Origin of the sequence: Sphingobacterium sp. WOUb80 (assembly GCF_050058145.1) — a bacterium.
Lineage (GTDB): Bacteria > Bacteroidota > Bacteroidia > Sphingobacteriales > Sphingobacteriaceae > Sphingobacterium.
In genome coordinates this window covers 2480245-2497017 of sequence record NZ_CP165617.1, presented here as the reverse complement: position 1 = coordinate 2497017, position 16773 = coordinate 2480245, and the positions used below count along the sequence as shown (strand labels likewise).

The following is a 16773-nucleotide window of genomic DNA, read 5'->3' as shown; positions in this document are numbered from 1 at the left end:
ATGAAAGTCGACTATCCAATTGATAGCGTAAAGAAATTATATTATGAAACTACAAAAAATTAAATTGCTGCTATTACTTATTATTTTGTCTCTATTCTCTGTTTGCGGAGCTGGCTATGCCCAATCTGTCGGTGGAAAATTACGTGCCGTAGTTGTTGGACAAGATAACCGACCCATTGGAGCTGCCAGTATTTCATTGTTTCGTAAGCCCAGCGATGTCCTGTTAAAAGGAACGTTATCCAATGAAAATGGTGAAATTGAGCTATCTGCGATACCAGAAGGAAAGTATATAGTGCAAGTATCTTTGGTCGGTTACGCCATGTATCGCTCCAGTGAAATGACACTGAATACGGGCGATTTCAAAGTGCTAGATACCATTCGTTTACAAGTGGAAAATAAAGTTCTGAGTGAAGCACAAGTTATTGGAAAGAAGCCATTGATTGAAAGTCAGCTGGATAAAGTTGTACTCAACGTCGAGAATAGTATTTTGGCAACAGGAAATAACGCATTAGAACTTTTGCAAAAGGTTCCTGGTGTCACTTTAGATAACAAAAAGATCAATTTACGAGGTAAAAGCAACGTGATTATCATGATCGATGGCAAACCTACCTATCTTTCTGCCGATGAAGTATCAAGATTATTAGAAAATACGTCGTCCAATGCAATTGCTTCGATCGAAGTGCTGACAAACCCGCCGGCAAAATATGACGCTGCTGGGAATGCCGGAATTATCAATATTAAGACGAAGAAAAATACACAATTCGGTAGTAATGTCAGTTTAAACTTAAATTTAGGACAGGGGAAATATACAAAGGCTGATGGCGGTTTTCAGCTAAACCATCGCAACAACTGGGTGAATTTATTTTCCTCCTATAATTATGCAAATACATTAGGTTTTAATGATTTGGATATCGACAGAGCTGTAGAAACCAAAGCAGGGACGACCTACTTCAATTCAGATTCATATTCGAAATTCCGATATCGCGGCCATAATTTTAAATTTGCGGCAGATTTTAACTTGGGTAATCAGGATGTGATTGGCTTTGTAGTCAATGGTAATGTGAGCAATGGTCATTCAACCAGGGAGGGGAGTAATCTGATCGCATCCCAAAAAGGAAAGCTTGATTCCATTGTGCTTGGAAGCAATTTGTCAGATTTTAAGTATCATTACCTCACTTATAATCTCAATTATAAAAAGACTTTTGATACTTTAGGCACTGAGTTAACATTCAACGGCGATTTTTCAGATTCTAAAAATGATGATAATAGTATGGTTGGTAACGGCTTTTTGGATGCAAACTGGCAAGAGTTTAAATTGCCAAATATTTTCCGGAATGATATGCTGTCAAAGGCAAAGATTTTAGTTTTTAAAACCGATTTTGTACATCCTTTTGACAAAACCACAAAACTTGAGGCGGGTTTAAAGTATAGTCGTGTAAAAACGGATAATAATCTGATTTATGAGGACCAAAATCAGAATGGGGAGTTTGTACGGAATAATGGCCAAAGTAACCAGTTCTTGTATAGCGAAAATATTGCTGCGGCCTATTTTAGTTTAAATAAATCCTTCGGCAAGCTTTCCGTACAAACCGGACTTCGTGTTGAAAATACCAGCTCATTAGGAAATTCAGTCACTATGGAGCAGCAAACCAAACGTAATTATACTGATTTTTTTCCGACAATATTTATACAGCAACAGATTAACGATACTCACAAGCTTGGTATAAGCTATAGTAGACGTATAGACCGTCCTGATTATGGGTCATTGAATCCCTTTATATACTATTTGGATCAATACACTTATCAGTATGGAAATCCCTATTTAAATCCGCAATACACTAATTCCTATGAATTAAATTATACGTTCAAAGACCATTACCTGTTGAGTTTGGGCTATAAGAGAACAAAAGATGCAATTACTCAGATCATAGAAAGTAATTCGGAAACGAAAGCTATTGCGCAGACAGATAGAAACCTGACTTATTCTGATTATTATAACATGAATATCAATATACCTGTCAAGCCTTTTAAATGGTGGAGTATTTCGAACAATGCTACTGCTTTTTACAATAAGTTTAGTTTTGATGAGCGTTCTGGGGCACAGCGCCAATTGGAAAAACTGTCCTTCCAGGTGAGCTCCAATCATGATATCCGAATTGGAGAAACAACGAATGTGGAGCTAACGGCTAACTATTCCTCTCCGGCGGTTTATGGTGTGCTAAGTTTCCAATCTTACTATGGGATTGATCTCGGCGCAGGAAAAACATTTCTCGATAAAAAAATGAATGTCAAGCTGGCTGTGAATGATATATTGAATACGAGAGGTCAGCGCAGGTTGTCAAGTTATCAGGAAGATGGATACTATCGTATACGTAATGGATATGATAGTCGGGTTGTGCGATTGTCCATCTCTTATCGTTTTGGCAATATGAATATTAAATCTGTCAATAAGAAGGCAGGTAACAATGACGAAGATAGTCGCTTAAAAAAATAACGTAAGATACTGGAAAGGCGCTATAAAATGGTATATAAAACAGAAAGAGCATGCTATTTAGCATGCTCTTTTTGTTTTATATAAGTTATCTTAACTTAAGAATAAGATCTCTCTCAGTTTTGGAAGAGGCCATTTTTTATCATCAACAATTTTCTCCAATTTGTTAACATGATAGCGAATGACGTCAAAATATGGTTTAACTGACTCATCGTAGGCGATTGATCTTTCACGCACATCTTCGATTTGATTTGCTTTTTTACGTTCTTGACGCATGGCTTCAGCTTGTTCCAAAATAGTATTAACGTGTGTAGATATACGTTCTACAAAGTTTAATTGAGAGCTGAATGCTGCCTGAGCTAGGCCAAGGTCTTTTAATCCTTTGACATTCTCAATCAATTCATTTTGATAAATAAAACATGCCGGAGCGATTTGGTTGTTAACCATCTCTTCGATAACACGTGCTTCAATCTGTAATTTCTTGTAAAAGTTTTCAAGCAAGATCTCGTGACGTGCTTCTGATTCACGTTTTGTATAGATGCCAAGTGATTCAAATAAAGCTAAAGATTCTTCTTTTACATAAACATCTAATGCTTTAGGTGTAGATTTGATGTTAGAAAGACCACGTGCTTCAGCTTCTTTTTCCCATTCTTCACTATATCCATTACCTTCAAAACGGATTGCTTTTGAATCTTTGATGTATTTGCGGACAACATTTAAGATTGCAAGGTCCTTTTTAATGCCTTTTTTGATTTGTTTGTCTACTTCAGTTTTAAACTCGATCAATTGGGCTGCAACGATTGCATTCAACACGGTCATCGGTAAAGCAGAGTTTGCAGAAGAACCAACAGCGCGGAATTCAAATTTGTTACCTGTAAAAGCAAAAGGTGAAGTACGGTTACGGTCTGTATTGTCCAATTTTAATTCAGGAACTTTTGGAATACCATGCCATAAGTTTGCCTCTGCTTTTACTTTTTTAGCAACACGAGCAGATTCAACTTCTTCTAGTAGCTCATCTAATTGAGAGCCTAAGAAAATTGAAATAATTGCTGGTGGAGCCTCATTTGCACCTAGGCGGTGATCGTTGCTTGCACTAGCGATAGAAGCGCGCATCAAATCAGCATATTCATAAACAGCTTTAATGGTGTTGACAAAGAAAGTCAAGAACATCAAATTGTTTTTAGGCGTTTTTCCAGGAGATAATAAATTTACACCGGTATTTGTGATTAAAGACCAGTTGTTGTGTTTACCAGATCCGTTGACACCAGAGTATGGTTTTTCATGCAACAATACTTTGAAGTTGTGTCTTAAAGCAACTTGTTCCATGACATTCATCAACAATTGGTTGTGATCGATAGCCAAGTTGATTTCTTCGTACATTGGAGCACATTCAAATTGAGAAGGTGCAACTTCGTTGTGACGAGTCTTTAAAGGGATACCTAATTTTAGAGCTTCATTTTCCAAGTCCACCATGTACGCTAATACGCGCTCAGGAATAGCACCAAAATAGTGGTCTTCCAATTGTTGACCTTTTGCTGACATGTGACCAAATAATGTACGGCCAGTTAACTGAAGATCTGGACGAGCATTATATAAAGAAAGGTCAACCAAGAAATACTCCTGTTCAATACCAAGAGAGGCATTCACTTTAGTGACCGATTTGTCAAAATATTGAGCAACATCCGTTGCAGCTTTATCTACTGCGTTGATGGCTTTCAATAAAGGAGCTTTATAGTCTAATGATTCACCAGTGTAGGAAACAAAAACTGTTGGAATACATAATGTTTTACCAGCACCTGTTTCGTAAATGAATGCAGGAGAAGATGGATCCCAAGCGGTATAACCTCTAGCTTCGAACGTATTACGGATACCACCATTAGGGAAAGAAGATGCATCGGGCTCTTGTTGAACTAATGCGTCAGCTGTAAATTTTTCAATTGCTTCACCGTTTTCGTCTGGCTCAAAAAAAGCATCATGTTTTTCAGCAGTCGAACCTGTTAATGGTTGAAACCAGTGTGTATAGTGAGAGACACCGTGGTTAAGTGCCCAAGTTTTCATGGCCTGTGAAATGTGTTCAGCCAAATCTCTTGAAATAATCTGTCCCTCTTCAATGGATGCAACTAACTCCTTGTATGAATTTTTAGGAAGGTAGTCTTTCATTTTGTTTACGGAAAAAACATTCTTTCCGTAGATGTCAGTTGCTTTTTTAGTTTCAACTTTTTCAAATGAAGCGATTTGGCGTGAGCCTGCTGCTTCTACTGCTTTGAATCTTAGGTTCGACATTTGTATTTTGTAGTTAAATTACAGTTTTGTTGATTTTGTTTTTCAAAAATATTGTGTTTTTATTGAAAACTGAAATTTTTTTTGATGTTTTTTGTGAAATAATTTGAAAATTGTGGTTTTTGGTTAATAAAAAAGGTGTGATTTGTATAAATCACACCTTTTTTATTGTTTTTAATTATAATTCGAATCCCCAGTCTATTCCTTTTTCGGTGGCAGGTACTCCTTTCTTCATCCAAGCAGGGGCAGGGGCACCTTTTAGGAAATGATCGAAGAATTGTTGTTCGCGAATTTGTATATCCTTGCGGTTTTGTCGGAGTATGAGGTTATGTTCATCACCATTATAATTCAGCATCCATACGGGTTTGTTTAATCGGCGCAATGCAGTAAACATTTCAATCCCTTGATACCATGGCACGGCCCCGTCGTTGTCATTGGCCATAATGACAACAGGAGTTTTAACTTTATCTAAATGAAATAGAGGTGAATTTTCGATGTACAGTTCTGGAGCTTCCCATAGAGTTTTTCCGATGCGGCTCTGTGTATGTTCATATTGGAATTGGCGCGACATGCCGGTCTGCCAGCGTATTCCACCATAGGCAGACGTCATGTTGACAACAGGAGCACCAGTCCAAGCTGCAGCATACATATTGGTCCGTGTAATGAGGTGAGCAACTTGATAGCCGCCCCAACTTTGACCCTGTATTCCCATCTTCGTACTATCAACCCATGCATTCTGAGCGAGATATCTCATCCCCGAATTGATATATTCTTCAGCTGATTGACCAGGGTGACCTGTTTTGTAGCTTATATTTGGTGCAAATACAAGGTATTCGTTACTTACAAAATAGGGGATGTTCAATCGTGATGGTGTAGGAGCAGGAGGTTGATACGTATATAATCCATCGGAAAGCTTTTCATAGAAGTAAGCTATAATGGGATATTTTTTTGCAGGATCAAAATTTTCCGGTTTGTAAAGGATGCCTTCAGCCTGATTTCCTTCGGGTGTTGTCCAATGAACCAATTCAGCTGTTCCCCAATTGTAATTAGCCTGTTGCTGATTAATATTGGATAGCTGTATTTCGTCTTTGAATTTAACTGTATTCGTGTAGACATTAGGCGAATTGACATAATCTTCTTTTGTATAAAGAATAGTCTGTTGATCCGTGGAAGCGCTGATATTCTTGAAGGTTTTTGTCTCTACCAAAAGACTTTTAGGATCGTTATGCTGTCCCTTGAACTGGTAAAAACCAGATTCTTTGGTTTTATTGTCAAAAGAAGTTAGAAAACCGCCTTTTTTATAGTCGAGCGTTGTGGCTTGTTCGCGATCCTCTTCTCTTCTTAAGGATAAGTAACGGAATGTTGTTTGTGAAGCAGCACCATAACCGTTGGTCAAGATAGATTTATTTGACCCATCTAGGTTAAAATACCAGATGTCATATCTCGAATTGACATATATTCCTTTATAGTCCGGGCTCCAGGCGGCCATGCCATAGCCTTGCGCTGTCGTAGGCATGTCATTTTCCTCATCCGCGAAAGAGGCTGGTATTCCATCATTCAGAATGATTTTTTTCTTTGTACTGACCTGGTACGAATTCCAGGTTCCTTTATCTTGATCAAAATAAACAACATATTTTGCATCAGGACTCAAAATTGCATTTCCCGAAAAGTTTGAAAGGATTAACTCTTTATTTCCCGTTTTTGTCGAAACCAGATAGATGTCATCTCTTGTGCTACCTTCCCATTGGCTGGCGATGCGCTTGCCAAAATCAGTACGCGCTAAGATATATTCTTCATTTCCATCAGGTGTTGTCGACGCGGAGTTGAATGTCTGGTCTGTAAGCGGGATAATAGTGCGGTTGTATTTAGGGTAAGTGACTGCTAGGAAATTTTTAGCAAGATCTTTCTTTAAATTCACCAATTGCATGGGCTGTAAATAATCATCTTGCCAGTTCCATACGTCTACTTTCGCATGCTCGAAATCAACTAAAGTGGTATCCTTGACACGGGGTATTGGCGCTATGCCAAAAAATAGCTTTTCCCCATTTTTGCTGAATCGAATATCTCCATCACCGCTAACAGTCCAATTTTTTGGTATACCATTACTGGTTTTCGTCGCAAGATATTGGGCTGTATCAATACCGTTTGTATAGTAATATAGATTGTAATTTTTTAGCAATGCCTTTTCGTTGGAGAGATCTCCTAGGTAAGCGAGCTGATTGCCGGACTCATCAAATTTGAAATTCTTATAATTACCTTTTCCATTTGATATTTTTTTGAGCTTTTTGGTTGCTATTTCGTATATATATACGCCAGATTCCTTTGAAAGGCTGTCTTTTGAGTCAGTCTTCTTTGAAAAAACAATTTTTGACCCGTTTTTATTCCATTCATATTGATCTACGAATGAAAATTGAGTGGAGTCACCCGAGTTTAAATCATATAAGGCAAGTGTTGCTACCGTTTTTTTCTTTTTATCATTTTCTTTCCTTGTCGATGTGGCATCGGCAGTCGTTTTTGGTGCTGATTTTTCATTTATTTCCTTGTCAAAAAGGAAAGAGACGAAATTGTTGTTTTGATCGGCAACTTTGTAAGATTTTACCTGTGCAAATTTGATCAGGGATGAATTTGTTAAACTGTAGATCGCCAATGAATCCTTTGGGAGGTCTTCAGTCTTCTTCTTTTTGATTTTTGCTTCGCGTGTCGCTGCGAAAGGTGCCTTAATCAAACTTACCAAATGATTTTCGGTATCTGTAAGTTTTCCATTATATCCGCGGGGAATTTGAACGAGTTCTTTGTTGTCTTTGGTTTTTAGAAAAAGCTGGTTGTCACCTTCTTGTGGGCTTACTTGAAATAGGACAAATTTGCCAGATTTACTGATATAGGGAGATGATATGCTTTGCCAACTATCATATACCGTATGATCCAATGGTTTCTTTTGTGCATGTGCAGCGAATGCTGCCAGAAAACAGAATGGAATACAGATATTTTTCTTATTCATATTTTTAATCCTTTTTGCTGCAATTTATTTATAAAAAATAAATAAACATCGATTTTTTGGTATATTCATTGTTACGTAAACATAAAAAACTGGTTATGAAATCATCATTCGCTGTTATTATTTCGATTATACTAGGCGTTGTGCTGTTGCTTACCGCCTGGATATTGGGGGCAGCTTATCGCTACAAGTTTAAATCGACACAGACAATTACTGTCAACGGTAATGCAAAAAAAGATTTTGAGTCCGATTTGGTTAAATGGAGTGCTACTTTTAGCCGGAAGAATTATGAATTGAGTGCTGCTTCTGCACAATTGGCTACGGATCGTGATTTGGTACGTGATTTTTTAGTTCAGCAAGGCGTTAAAGCCGAGGAGATTCGCTTTGAGGCAGTTAATATAGCTAAGGATTTCGAGTATCATACAGACGGAAAGGGGAATGGTTACAATACGTTTTCGGGTTATACTCTATCGCAGACCGTAAGCGTTGAATCAAAAGATTTGAATAAGGTGGATAATGCTTCGAGAGAAATATCTACACTAATTTCAAAAGGGATAGAACTTAGCTCCAGCACCCCCAATTATTATTACTCCAAACTAGAGGATCTAAAATTGGAACTTATTTCACAAGCTTCGAAAAATGCACATCAACGCGCTGACAATATTGCTAAAGAATCTAACGCAGGACTGGGTAATTTGGTTAAGGCCGATTTGGGAATTTTTCAGATCACGGGGCAAAATGACAACGAAGAATACTCTTCTGGTGGTGCATTTAACACGACATCGAGGAAAAAAACAGCCAATATTACAGTTAAAGCGAGTTTTTTGAGTAACTAATCGAAAATTATTTGGCTGAATTTCAGTTCTATATTGATTATGATGGAAAATTTATTCAAAAAGTTTTCTCCTTTTCAATAAAAAACCTACTTTTGCATCATCCCAAACGGATATGCCCGGATGGCGGAATTGGTAGACGCGCTGGTCTCAAACACCAGTGGGAAACCGTGCCGGTTCGACTCCGGCTCCGGGTACTAAGCCGAATTGAGCTCTAATTTTAGTTCTTGATTCGGCTTTTTTGTTTTTCAAACTTTTGTTAAGATAAGCTTGGCAGCTTTGTATATTTTTCCGGTTCGATGTTCACCATTTTGAAATGGCCATTTTTGAGCAAAGATCGAACCAATAATTTTCCTTTTTCCTTCAATATCTTCGTTTACATACATTAGATCGAGTTTTTTGAATCTTTCGACTGCTTTATAAATAATGCTTTGAACATCCCATTTTTCACTGTTTTTATTATTTGAGGTGATGTCTACAATTCGGGCTTAAATTGTAGAAATTTTCTTCTCAGCTTCATCTTTAATGCTTTTATATCTTATATTCTCCTAATCTATATAAAGTTGAGAGGGTATCCGAATGTTGTTTATTTAAAAGATTCAGCATGAATCCAAATATATTGCAAAATTTTACTATCGATTAAATAGTAGGAAAGAAATGCAACGAATAGCCTGAAAAGTATAATTGACGGAGTGCGTTATTTGTTTGGTGTAGCATTTGATTTAAAATTTTAGTATCGTTTAGCTGATTATCTTACATTTTGTTGAAAATAGGTCCGGGTAGATCATTTGTAGGATAAAATCGAGGTGTTCGTAAAATCAATTTGCCTTCCTTTTGTTTTTAATGGAATATTGTGCCATACAAAAATCTGAGTGTAGCTGGGATTTTAGGGAATGAAATTACAATATGATGTTTAAGCAAGTTATTATAGGTTTTTTTTCTATCGGAGCTTTCAGTTCAACCGTTTTGGCGCAGGACTTTAAGGTTAATGGGAAGGTATTGGGGAGTGATGGCCGTCCTATAGAGTACGCCTTGGTTGAGGTTTCACAGAATCAAACCGGAATAAGCGGCAAGACACAAACAGATAGTGCGGGAATTTTCAGTTTTAAAATCCCACAGGGTGGATATTTGTTGAAGGTGAATGTCCTGGGCAAGAAATTAAGTGAACAGAATATTGAAGTCAAAAGTGATTTACTGGTCGGTATCATCAGGGTTGAAAATGAAAATTTACTCGATGAGGTCACTGTCGTGGGTAAAAAGAAGCTTGTAGAAAGAAAGATTGACCGTACCGTTTATAATGTTGAAAATTCCATAGCTTCCCAGGGAATGAGCGGTCTTGATGCCGTTAAATCTGCACCATTGGTTTCGGTATTTGACAATAAAATATCCATTGTTGGGAAAAGTAGCTTATCGGTCATGATCAATGACCGGCTCTTGAATTTAAGTGGAGCAGAACTTACAAGTTACCTTGAATCGCTACGTTCAGATGATATTGCAAAGATTGAGGTCATTACATCTCCGCCATCTAAATATGATGCAGAGGGTAACAGCGGAATCTTGAATATAGTTTTGAAAAAGAATAAATCCATGGGTTGGAACGCGTCGTTGACATCAACTTATCAGCGTAATCATGAAAATGGTGTAAGAAATGGAGCAAACATTAACTTTTCTGCAAAGAAGGTAACCAGCTCCCTGAAACTTAGACAAGGCGATGTAGGCTATAAGCCAATAGGAACCAGAGAGCTGTTAAAAGATGGAAAGAGGGTTTTCACCGATGAGACCAGGGTTGACCGTTCACTGTCACTGGGGTTGAACTACAGCTTGGATGTAAAGCTTAATGATCGGTCAAATGTTGGATTGATCTATGATTTCAGCCGATCCAATTATAAAATGGATGCGGGAAATGAGACCGGTTATTATACGGACCAAAAGTTGGATTCACTTCTTCACACGAAGTCCAAACAGGATTGGAAGACACCGTTACATCTTTTGAGTCTTTATTATGATCTTAAGCTCGATACCCTGGGTACTAAAGTGACCATTACCGGAAATTTATTGAATAATCATGCTCAAAAGAATAATGATTTTGTAACGACCACAAATGATCTTTCTGATGTAATCAATAATACCAGTATGATGAATTACGAGGTGTATTCCGGTCAGGGGGATTTTTATCGACCTTTCAAGTGGGGAAATATCGAAGCAGGAGCAAAGTATACGGAACTGAAAAATAGATCTGATGTCGGATATTACATCAAAACTAATGGGGAATGGAATGAAGAGACCAACAACAGTAATATCTTCAGCTATAATGAGTCGAATTATGCCGGATATATCAGTGCCCTCTTTAACATCAATAAATATTGGACTGCCAAGGCAGGCTTAAGATATGAATTTGCAAAATATAATGGAACATCTTCAGATGCTGATGTATTGCCGATTTCAAATAAATATGGAAAGTTCTTTCCCACAATGTATCTGCAATACAAACCAGATAGTGAGAATAATTTCACAATAAGCTTTTCCAGAAGGATAAACAGGCCATCCTTTGAATCGCTGAACCCTTTCCGATGGTATACCAACCCTTATATCTACAATAGCGGTAATCCCTCTTTGAAACCCTCTTACAGCAATAACTATGAAATAGGATATTCCTTCAGAAATAAATTTAATGTGTCATTCTTTAGAAGTGAAACCGAGGATGGACGGGTGAACATAGCAAGGTACAATGATGGAATCTACAGTAATATCATTGAGAATGCATTCGACCAGACCAATACAGGAATAACACTCAGTTACTACGATACCCTGTTTAAAATATGGGAAACCTCAGTAAGTGTCAACGGATATAGAATTAAGGTAAAACCCACGGTGCCTGAGATACAGGCTACGGCACAGAGCAGCCTTTTTTATGATGTCAAGAATACGATCGCACTCAATAAAGAAAAGAGCTATTCGGTTTTAGTCAATTTTTGGCAGAGCTTCCCATATAATTATGTCGCCACAAGAATGAAGGGGCAATTTGAAACAGCTCTCGGACTGAAGGCAAGTTTATTTGAAAAGCAGCTGCAGGTTAGTTTGGTCGCCAATGATGTTTTTAGAACAATCAGGAATAGGGGCTATACTTCCTATAATGGATATAGTGATGAGTTCAATCAATACAATGACCATCGTCGGATTGTACTGTCCGTTACCTATGCATTTGGAAATGCAAAATTGAAGCAGAACAATAGACGGATCAAATTCGAGGAAAAGGACAGGGCTAACTAGTGAGCGATGCCGGTGATCCGAAGGTATACAGAAATTACATGTAGGGAGAATCCTGAAAATCCTTTGAATAGAGTAGGGAATAACATTTTTAAAATCAAAATTTATGAAATCAAAATTTTCAAAATTGAACTTGGACAAAAAAACAATTGCCAAGTTGGACGAAAAACAAATCAGCTCGGTAAAAGGCGGTCGTGGTATTGCTGATGATGAGGAAGTAACATGTAGAGATGGTGGTATTACCTGCGTAGGTACTACTACTGTAAACAAAGGGTCATAAGATCCCCGTACATGATGGGAGAATCCTGAAAATCCTTTGAATAGAGTAGGGAATAACATTTTTAAAATCAAAATTTATGAAATCAAAATTTTCAAAATTGAACTTGGACAAAAAAACAATTGCCAAGTTGGATGAAAAGCAAATCAGCTCGGTAAAAGGCGGTCGTGGTATCGCTGATGACGAGGAAGTAACATGTAGAGATGGTGGTATTACCTGCACGGGTACAACCAACGTTTCTAAATAAGCTACTGATACGTGATAAGGATAGCCTTCTTGAACAGTCAGAAGGCTATCCTGCTTTATTGACATTCCGCTAATCACAAACTTCATCAAATGTTTGAACCTGCTAATTATTTTCTTATACGGCTTCCTAGATTCCCATTGAATAATCTGCTTGAATTAAATGAAGCAATAGATAAAAAGGATATTACCCTGATCAAGGGAATTTTAAATGATACAGGCTTTTTACAGGCTATTTCATTGGCATCAAGAAGTTTCCTTAAAATTGGTGTCGACTGGCTGAACGATGCAGATACTGCTTATGAAAGTAATGACAGGGTCCTTTCAACTTTTTATAGATATTATACGCGGATGTGCAGCAGGGCTACTCCTTTTGGTGCTTTTGCGGGCTTTGCTTTAGGTGATATTGTGGAACGAAAACAAAACCAGCTGCTTTTCTCGGATATCAATTGGCAATCCAATGTTCGGGTTGATATGGAGGCGTTTTTCATGATCAGGAATTCCATCATTGAATCCCTGGTACGCAATGAATCGAAATTTTTCCCCAATAGCACCATTTATCGAACGGGTGATCACCTGAGGTATTTTGAGCAAGACAAGTATGGAAGGTGTACGCTTGAGCAGGTTGGGTATTCTGATATTCTTTTATTATTGATTCAAAAGAGCGATCAGGGATTGTCCATGAAACAGTTGTCGGAGATAATTGCCAATGAATTCGGGGATGTGGATACGGACGAAATAAACTGCTTCATTGGTTCCCTGATAACAAACGGCATTTTCATTGAGCGGCTGCCCCCTTTTCTGGGAAGTGCCAAAGACAGTATGGATTCGTTGATTGAAGTTTTGGAAATGAACCATAACGGAACGGGACCATTGGATAGATTGCGTAGCCTACGAACGGAATTGAAGAGCGGCCTTCCAATTGAAAATGTAGAAGAAATTTCGCGAAAATACAGTGATTTCATAAGCGATGATGGTCAGTTGTTCCAGCTTGATCTGGAGGCAAAACCGAAATCAGCCGAATTCAGCAAACAGATCGTCAGAACACTAATAAAAAGGGTTGAGGATCTTTCAAGGCTCAGCCCGTCTGGCAAAATAGCAAATTTAGAGAGTTTTCGCATCAGGTTTGTCGAAAAGTATGGCGAAAAGGAGGTGCCTTTACTCGTTGCATTGGATCCTCATGATGGAATCGGATATGGTCATCAGACCAGTGGTAATATAGAATTGCTACCGCTTTTGAAGGACCTTCATTTTAGCCATGAACAAGTAAGCGGTGGTAAACCGGTTCCTGAACTTATACGTACTGTTCTGGACAAATATCTGGATCACTTCCAGACGCAGGAACCTATATCCTTAACCAGGGACGATGTTGAAAAAGCCAGTTATCCGGAGGCTCCCCAGTTTAGCAGTGATTACTTTATTTTTGGCGAACTATTGGCAGATTCAATAGCTGATTTGGACGAAGGAAATTATAGATTTCATACGAAAGCTGATCTTCCCTCGCCTTATGTTTCCAATCTGATGTCCAGGTATGCAGTTCACTCCGGGGAACTATTGGAAAATATCAAGGCCCATACCACACAGAATAACCATGACGGTTCTGTGTTTGCCGAGGTGCTATACCTCCCCAACAACCGGTCTGCCAATATCTTGCTCCGGCCTCGATTCTATAATTATGAAATAGAGTGCATGGCTTCGGGTGGCAATGACAATGATTCCATCAGGATAAACCTTAATGATCTTTATATCTCAGTGGTAAAGGATAAGGTGATGCTAAGGTCCAAAGACCAAAATATATTTATTTCGCCAAGGATTTCAAGTTCCTATAACTCGGATAAAAGCGACCTTGCGGCAATACGTTTCTTTGGTGACATCCAGTACCAGGATCTCCATAAAGGATATCGATGGGACTGGTCCATTTTGAATTCATGTCCGTTCTTACCGAGAATTGAATATAGGGAACTGATTTTAAGTGAGGCAAGATGGCTCCTTAAGAAGGATCAGTCCATTGGTCGTCATCAGCTAAAGGAGCTACTGGCTAAGGCGAATGTTCCGCGGTATTGCGTCATCAAGGAGTACGACAATGTGCTATTGCTGGACCTTCAGAATGATGTTTCCCTAGAAATTATTTTTAAGCGCTTGCGGGATACCAATGTTTATATTTTTGAGTCTTTTCATAATAATGCAATTCAATCAAGTGATGGATTGAAATATTGCTCAGAAGTTGCCTTTCCTGTACGATCCACAAAAGCGGAAGCGGAAGTGAAGGTTGTAGATAGGGATGAGCCTGAAAATATAAAGCGCTTGTTTCAGATTGGCGAAGAATGGTCTTATTTCAAGATCTACTGCAATGCAGGGCTGGCAGATGAAATTTTAACCGGAGTACTACAGGAATTTATAGACCTCTGTAAGGACAGGTATCAATTGGAATCCTGGTATTTTATAAGATATGAGGATCCTCTCCATCATCTTAGGGTACGGTTGAAGATGGCACATTCGAAGAATATGCTTGATGATTTTAATGCGCAGCTCGCATATTATATTTCTGCAGGATCTGTAAGGATTCAGATGGAACCCTATGAAAGGGAATTGGAAAGATACGGTTCCCAGCTCATTGAGTTTTCCGAACAGCTGTTCTTTCATAACAGCGTTTACACTTCCGCGGTAATTAAGTGTATGGCAGAGGAAGGTCGTGAGGACCAGAATTGGCAATATGGCATTGTGATGGCTGATCGATTGCTGGATGGTTTTTGCCTGAATGTTTCTGAGAAAGCCGCCATTGTCAATACATTATTTGTGCAGATGTTACCGGAGTTCATCATTATTGATGATCCAGAACTGAGAAAAAAATTCATGTATTCCATCGATAGGAAGCTTAGGGACAACAAGGAGATCCTGGATGGACTGTTACGCCGAAAGGATTATTCGTCGATTTCACAGCTGAGCCAGATTAATAAGTACTGCTTAGGGATAAAAGGACCAGTAAGTGAAATTTTAGAGGTGACAAAGGGTAAGGACATTACCTATTTCTTACAATGCCATATGCATATGAACCTCAACCGTCTTTTTTTTACCAAATCCAGAAGGCAGGAACTTGTCATCTATTATTTTTTATACAAAACCTATCATTCCATTGCAAAAAGAAATGACAGCAAATAAAGATTTCAGCCATACGTTAATCGATGATATTACGGATGACCTTAAAAATAATTCAGCAAATTTTGCATGCCCTTCCGTAGAAAATGGGAGTATGGGACTTGCCATTTATTTTTTACTTTTATATGAAACCAGAAGAGATCCGGAATTCCTCACTTTAGGCGAGCAGCTCATTGAACAATCTATTATAAACCTTACAGCTATTATCGGTTCGGAAGCGTATGAACCGTATTATAGGGGAGACTGTCTGGCCAATATAATTTCCAGTTTCGGTAGGGGACTCTTATTCATAGAAAATCGATTTGACCTTTCTTACGATTTTGGGGGCTATCATGATTCAATACATGATGCATTAGAACCATTGCTCCTATCCGATATTGAAATCGGTGATTTTGACTTCTTTAGCGGTGCACTTTCTTCAGGTTATTATTATCTGAACAGGTATTGCCATACCCGGTGTCAACGCTCAGCTCAGGTTTTAAGGCAGATCGCTTCTGAAATCTGTAAGAAAGCATGCTTTTTACCCGGTGATGCTGTTTGCTGGGAATCTGTTCCCTATGCCTTTAAGGTTTATTTGGGGCTCTCACATGGATCGGCAATGATTATCAACTTTCTGGCAAAGCTCTTTAAACTTAAAATCTTGACTCCCGGGAACAATCCATTGGAACATTCAATCTTGGAAAAAGCCGTCAATTTTGTCCTGGCGCAGATTAAGGATGATCCAGAAGGAATTTTTCCGCATTTTTCTGATGATGTGCCTGAAAATGATTCCGGTCAGTTTACACTTTGTTATGGAGATCTAGGGGTTGTTTTTGCGCTTGTTCAGGCTAACTTTGTACTTGATAACCAATCCTTGACCACAAAACTTCCAGAGTTGCTGGCAGCCATTTCTCAGCGGGAATTCGATATCAACAATACATTTGATGGCGGAATACTCTATGGCTGCTCGGGAATCTACCAAATATTTAAGCTCCTGCATCAACAGACAGGATCCGACTGCCTAAAGGGCGCGGAAGAGTACTGGTATTCCGAAATTTTCAACAGGAGGGATCTGATGGTGAAGACCAGGTCAAAGTTTGCGATGGGATTACCCCAATTTGATCTGTTGAATAAAACGGCAAAATATTCTTTTGCCTGGGGGATTGCCGGAATCGGTTGTACACTGCTCAGCCATGAAAATGCCGCACTGCCAGATTTTTATGAATTGTTAATAACAGGATAACAGATCGGA

Annotated in this window: 9 protein-coding genes and 1 tRNA gene; 8 read left to right on the top strand and 2 right to left on the bottom strand. The window is 38.5% G+C overall.

The features are described 5' to 3' along the window. Nucleotides 1–43 precede the first annotated feature (43 nt). Nucleotides 44–2494, top strand: a complete 2451-nt coding sequence (locus tag AB1Z56_RS10465; protein ID WP_426791988.1) for an outer membrane beta-barrel protein — start codon at nt 44–46, stop codon at nt 2492–2494. Nucleotides 2495–2584: 90 nt separating this feature from the next. Here AB1Z56_RS10465 and AB1Z56_RS10460 read toward each other — a convergent pair whose 3' ends face one another. After that, nucleotides 2585–4774: a glutamine synthetase III gene (locus AB1Z56_RS10460; RefSeq protein ID WP_313265071.1), complete on the bottom strand. Its 2190-nt coding sequence runs from the start codon at nt 4772–4774 to the stop codon at nt 2585–2587. A gap of 175 nt (nt 4775–4949) precedes the next feature. Further along, nucleotides 4950–7769 (bottom strand): prolyl oligopeptidase family serine peptidase, encoded by a 2820-nt coding sequence (locus AB1Z56_RS10455; RefSeq protein ID WP_426791987.1) that lies wholly within the window; start codon nt 7767–7769, stop codon nt 4950–4952. A gap of 95 nt (nt 7770–7864) precedes the next feature. Between AB1Z56_RS10455 and AB1Z56_RS10450 the strand changes: the two genes are divergently transcribed. The 7 genes from AB1Z56_RS10450 to AB1Z56_RS10420 all read left to right on the top strand — a co-directional run bounded on the left by AB1Z56_RS10450 (nt 7865) and on the right by AB1Z56_RS10420 (nt 16764). After that, nucleotides 7865–8602 carry an SIMPL domain-containing protein gene (locus AB1Z56_RS10450; protein WP_309363871.1) on the top strand — a complete coding sequence of 246 codons (738 nt, stop codon included), beginning with the start codon at nt 7865–7867 and terminating at the stop codon, nt 8600–8602. 114 nt (nt 8603–8716) lie between these two features. Then, a tRNA-Leu gene (locus tag AB1Z56_RS10445) sits at nt 8717–8796 on the top strand. A gap of 709 nt (nt 8797–9505) precedes the next feature. Continuing rightward, nucleotides 9506–11869 carry a TonB-dependent receptor domain-containing protein gene (locus AB1Z56_RS10440; RefSeq protein ID WP_426791986.1) on the top strand — a complete coding sequence of 788 codons (2364 nt, stop codon included), beginning with the start codon at nt 9506–9508 and terminating at the stop codon, nt 11867–11869. Between the two features lie 103 nt (nt 11870–11972). Further along, the gene (locus AB1Z56_RS10435) at nt 11973–12146 is read left to right on the top strand and encodes a class I lanthipeptide (RefSeq protein ID WP_426791985.1); all 174 of its coding nucleotides are present in this window, start codon (nt 11973–11975) and stop codon (nt 12144–12146) included. A 76-nt stretch (nt 12147–12222) separates the two neighbouring features. Next, nucleotides 12223–12390: a class I lanthipeptide gene (locus AB1Z56_RS10430; protein ID WP_426791984.1), complete on the top strand. Its 168-nt coding sequence runs from the start codon at nt 12223–12225 to the stop codon at nt 12388–12390. Nucleotides 12391–12479: 89 nt separating this feature from the next. Next, a complete protein-coding gene (locus AB1Z56_RS10425; protein ID WP_426791983.1) occupies nt 12480–15545 on the top strand; it encodes a lantibiotic dehydratase in 3066 nt (1021 codons plus the stop codon). Beyond that, nucleotides 15532–16764: a lanthionine synthetase LanC family protein gene (locus AB1Z56_RS10420; RefSeq protein ID WP_426791982.1), complete on the top strand. Its 1233-nt coding sequence runs from the start codon at nt 15532–15534 to the stop codon at nt 16762–16764. The genes AB1Z56_RS10425 and AB1Z56_RS10420 overlap by 14 nt, the downstream gene beginning before the upstream one ends. Nucleotides 16765–16773: the final 9 nt, after the last annotated feature.